Annotated in this window: 2 protein-coding genes and 2 pseudogenes; 1 reads left to right on the top strand and 3 read right to left on the bottom strand. The window is 65.7% G+C overall.

Features of this window, described 5'->3' with window-relative positions; translation table 11 throughout:
- Positions 1-637: ABC transporter transmembrane domain-containing protein (locus tag EOA36_RS28715; protein WP_145969348.1), on the bottom strand; the 637-nt coding region annotated here is incomplete at its 3' end.
- A gap of 359 nt (positions 638-996) precedes the next feature.
- On the opposite strand from EOA36_RS28715, the pseudogene EOA36_RS28710 reads away from it, so the two are divergent.
- Positions 997-2,400: pseudogene (locus EOA36_RS28710) on the top strand (2-hydroxyacid dehydrogenase); the annotation flags it as partial.
- 10 nt (positions 2,401-2,410) lie between these two features.
- Here EOA36_RS28710 and hutH read toward each other — a convergent pair.
- Positions 2,411-3,822, bottom strand: a pseudogene (gene hutH, locus EOA36_RS28705) (histidine ammonia-lyase).
- A gap of 226 nt (positions 3,823-4,048) precedes the next feature.
- Positions 4,049-4,438 (bottom strand): zinc-binding dehydrogenase (locus EOA36_RS28700; protein ID WP_145969347.1); only part of this gene is annotated, 390 nt, incomplete at its 5' end.

The raw sequence follows: 4,438 nt of genomic DNA, 5'->3' as shown, positions 1-4,438 counted from the left end.
GTCGGAGTTGCGTCACCGAAGAGCGCCAGGCGACGAACGGCACGAAGCTGAGGCTCAACAACCCGAGCACGAGATCGGTGCTGATCAACAGATAGGCGCCGACGCCGATCAGCACGCCGAGCAGCACCACGCGCAGGATGCCGGTGGAAAAGAACATGCGCACGCCGTCGAGGTCGAGCAGTCCGAGTGTGATGAGATCGCCGGTATGGACCTTGTCGTGGAAGGAAAAGCTGAGCCGCTGGATCTTCTCGTAGAAGGCGAGCCGCAGCTCATAGCCGGTCTGATGGCCGACGGCCTCGCCATAGTAGTTCTGCGCCATGGTGAAGAGGCCGCGCAGGATGCTGACGGCCAGCAGTGTCAAGGCCGTATTCCAGAGCGCCTGCTCGGCCGCGGTGCCGGCCCCCGCGGCCATCACGCCTTGCGCCTGATCGATGGCGCGCCCAAGGAGGCGCGGAATGAAGAGCTGCAGCGTCGCAGCGATAAAGGTCGAGACGAGGGTGATGGCAACCTGCCAGGGATGGCGTAGCGTCATGCGCACGATGCGCAGCAAGGTGCTGAGGCCCTTGCCCCAGGAGGCTTCCGCCACATGGGCAAATGATTTGCCGCGCCTGGCCGCGCTGGTTGCATCCGTGTGCAAGGAAAATACCCAGACCGATCCGGACATTAGCCCGAACGAATGTAGCAGACTCAATCAGATAGCCGGATTTTACGCGCGTCCGGCTTGCCCGTACAAGGGGCCAATGGCGACATCGCACTGTACCTGAAAGGGGTGCCGCGTGCCTTCTCGGCCATGGCCATCAGGGCCTGATCGGCGGCGCGGTCACCGGCAAGATCGTGTCGCAACTCGCTGCTGGTCTGCCGCCGGTGATCGATCTCACGCCGTTCCGGGCGGATAGGGTCGGAGTGTTCAGCGCCTGCTCCACCAGCGGGCCTTCCGTCCTGCATGAAGGGAACGACGTGACCGCGACCACAGACACACACGCCGTTGAGTCGATCGATCCGCAACGCGCCTACGCCGTCCTGGTCTGCGATCTGATCGGCCTGCGCTTCGACGCTGACGGAAAACCGGACCCTTCGGAGGTGCGGGCCCATATCGAAGCCAAGGGCGGCCGCTTTCATGCGGCCGGACTTGGCGACAAGGCCGCTCTCGAACGCGGGCGCGTTCATTTCTTCTACCAGCCGGATCTCAGCACTCACGAAGAGCTGATCGAAGCCGCCAGCGACGGACGCTATGATGCCGTCATTGCCGCCGCGACCTTCCTGCCCGCCGAAACCGTCTTTCCACTGGCCGGCGTGCGGATCGGCGCCGGCACCGGCAATATGGGCTCGCGCTCCTGGGGTGGCGGCAGTGGCGAGGGCGGCACCGCGGTGCTGATGAACACGCCGGGCATCAACAGCCGCGCCACGGCGCAGATGGTGATGAAGGCGATCCTGAAAGTGCTGCCGGATCTCCCGGTCGACACGCTTCACGGGCGTGTCGCGCGGGGCGCCTTCGACACCGGCAGGGAGCTGCGCGATTTCCCCACCGAAAAGCTCGAAGGCAAGACCATCACGATCATCGGCTACGGCAATATCGGCCGCGAAGTGGCCAAGCTGGCTCGCGCCTTCGGCATGCGCGTGGTGATCCACGCGCGGCCACGGCACCGCGGATGGATAGAAGCCGAGGGCTTTGCCTTTGCCGCGGACCTTGTCGAGGCGGCCGGAGGCGCCGATGTGCTCAGCGTTCACGTTGGCCTGGGCAAGCAGGATGCGCAGACCGGCCGCTACGCCAACGCCGGGCTCATTGGCGCGGACGTCTTGTCCCGCATGAACAAGGGCGCGGTGCTGGTCAACTACGATCGCGGCGAGCTTGTCGATGTCGGGGCTCTTGATGAAGCTCTGAATACAGGCCGGCTACGCCACGCCGCCATCGATGCCGACCTGTTCAGGGATGCCTCGACCGGCCGCCTGTCCGGGCCGATGCTGCCTTATCTCGGCCTCGTCGAGAAGCATGGCGCCAGGCTTGAGCTCCTGCCGCACGCTGCCGCCGATACGGACCACCCGTCGCGCGTCGCAGGCGCCAAGCAGGCTGTCGACCAGATATTCGATGTCATCTGCCGCAAATCGGTAACGAATGCGAAAGGCACGGTGCCGCAAGGCTACCTTTCCCTTGGCGCCACCACGCCTCCAGGCATTGGACCTGTGACGGCGGATCACCTTTTGAAACTGACCTCCAGCGACTGCGCCGAACTGGCGGATCTCTGCGATCGGCAAGGCCGTCTGTGGAAGGCTCTTTCCGATACCCCGCCTGCCGAGCGAGGCGCGATTGTCGTCGAACAGGGCGACGAGCTTGTCCGGTTGATCGACCGCTTCTGCCTTCTGGCCGAGAACCTCAATCTGAGGGGACCTTTTCAGAAATAGTCCGGAGTTCTCAGTCCTGGGGACCGGCCACCATACGGGCGATCCGCGTCATGTCGGCGCTCATCTCACGATCGTCGTCGAGCGGGCTGACGAGCGCACGCACCGCAGCAAAGGTGCGCTGGGGTCCTTCGCCCATGCTGTCGACGACGCCGCGCAACTCCACGCCCGTGGCCGCGAAGATCAGTTCCATCGCAACGAGATAGCGCAGGCGTTCGACAATCTCGGCGGTCTTGGCCACCACGCGCGGCGCCATCGACGACTGGTCCTCGATCCCATCCGAAACGGCCAGCGGGCTGAGTGACATCGGATTAGCGAGATGCCGGATTTCGGCTTCCAGCGCGGCGAGTGGCTTCTGCAGTTCCGCATAGCCCTGGCGGCTACCGCCCCTGGCCGACAGGAAGCGCGGCAGCTCGGCAATTGTCGGCGACATCAGCTTCATGCAGCGGTTGGCGGTGCCCACCGCGCAATGCGCGAGCGCCTGGCCGAGCTGTTCCCAGGCCAGCGTCATGGCAGTGAGGTCGAAATTGCCGTTCGAGACGACGCGTTCGTCTTCGGGCAGGATCACCGGGTTGTCGCCGGAATGGGTGAGTTCGATCTCCGTCGCGAGCTTCGCCTGTTCGAACGCGTTGAGCAGGCCGCCCCAGACTTGCGGCACACAGCGATAGCTGAGCGGATCCTGAAGCCGCCGCGCCGCTCTGTCCTTCCACAGGCCGCTTCCGGCGAGTTCCGCGCGCAGCCGTGCGCCGATCTCGCGCTGGCCGAAGGCCGGCCGCGCGGCCAGGGCATCCTCGTCGATCGCGGTCAGCGAAGAACGGAACGCCTCATAGTTGAGCGCCACCGCGGCCAGCGCCCAATCGATGAGATGGGCGACATCCTCGAGACACAGGCATGCCGTGCCGGTCGACAGGCTGTTGGCGACGATGATGGCGTGGCCGTCCTTCTCGCGCAGGTCAAGCGGTTCGAGCCCGGCCAATGCGAGCGCCTCGGCCGACGGCATGATCCTGCCCTGGTATTCGGTCTCGCCGTCGCCGCGCAGCGCTCGCGCCATGTGGCCAAGATGGGCAAGGTCCGCCGCGCCGATCGATCCCCAGGTGGGGATCACCGGATGGACGCCGGCGTTGAGCGCCGCCACGAGGCCCATGACCACGCGTTCGGAAGTGCCGGTGCCGCCGGCGGCCATGCCCGAAATGCGCGCCGTCATCAGCGCCCGCACCGCCTCGGTCGGCAGAGCAGGGCCGATGCCCATGCTGTGGCTGAGCGGCACGCTGTGCTGGAAGCGATCAGGTCGGCCTGCGCGAGCGGCGTGTCGACACAGGCGCCGAGGCCTGTCGTGACGCCATACATCGGCTTGCCGAGCTCAGTCAGGTGCTCGATGAGCGCGCGGCTCGCCCGGATGCGGCGCATCGCCTCCTCGCCCAGCATCAGCCGCGCACTGCGCCGCGCGATCTCGGCGACGTCAGCCGCGCCAAGCGGCTTGGCGTCGAGCAGTATCATTCGGGCTGTCATGTCTCGCCTGTATCCCGTGACCAGAGGCCCGGACCAGCGGCGCGGCGGGCGTCACCATTTGTGGCGGCATGCCGGCTGGACTGCAAGCCATTCCCATTATGGCAGCGATGAGAAGGCAGGCGAAGGGACCAGGATTTTGCGATTACGCCGATCGCTCTGCGACAGCGTCCGGCACCACCACCAGCTTGCCGACAAAATCCTTTGCGACGAAATCGGCCTGCGCGTGGTGGAAATCGGAGAGCTTGTAGACGCCACCGACCAACGGTCTGATCTTGCCCCCCTCGATGTAGCGAACGATGCGACGGAAATCGGCACGCGTGCCCTGGCTCGAACCATGCAGTTGCAGCTGCTTGAGATACATGGTCCTGAGGTCAAGCTGGACGACCGGGCCTGCAATCGCGCCGGCCGTGGTATAGCGGCCCTCGGGTCGCAGGATGCGCAGCAGGTCGTTGAAGATCGCGCCGCCGACGAGATCGGCGACCACGTCGATCGGCTGGCCGCCGGTCGCTTCGGTCACGGCTTGCGGCAGGTC

Source organism: Mesorhizobium sp. M8A.F.Ca.ET.021.01.1.1, from assembly GCF_003998025.1.
Classification (GTDB): domain Bacteria; phylum Pseudomonadota; class Alphaproteobacteria; order Rhizobiales; family Rhizobiaceae; genus Mesorhizobium.
This window is presented reverse-complemented; position numbering and strand designations above follow the sequence as displayed.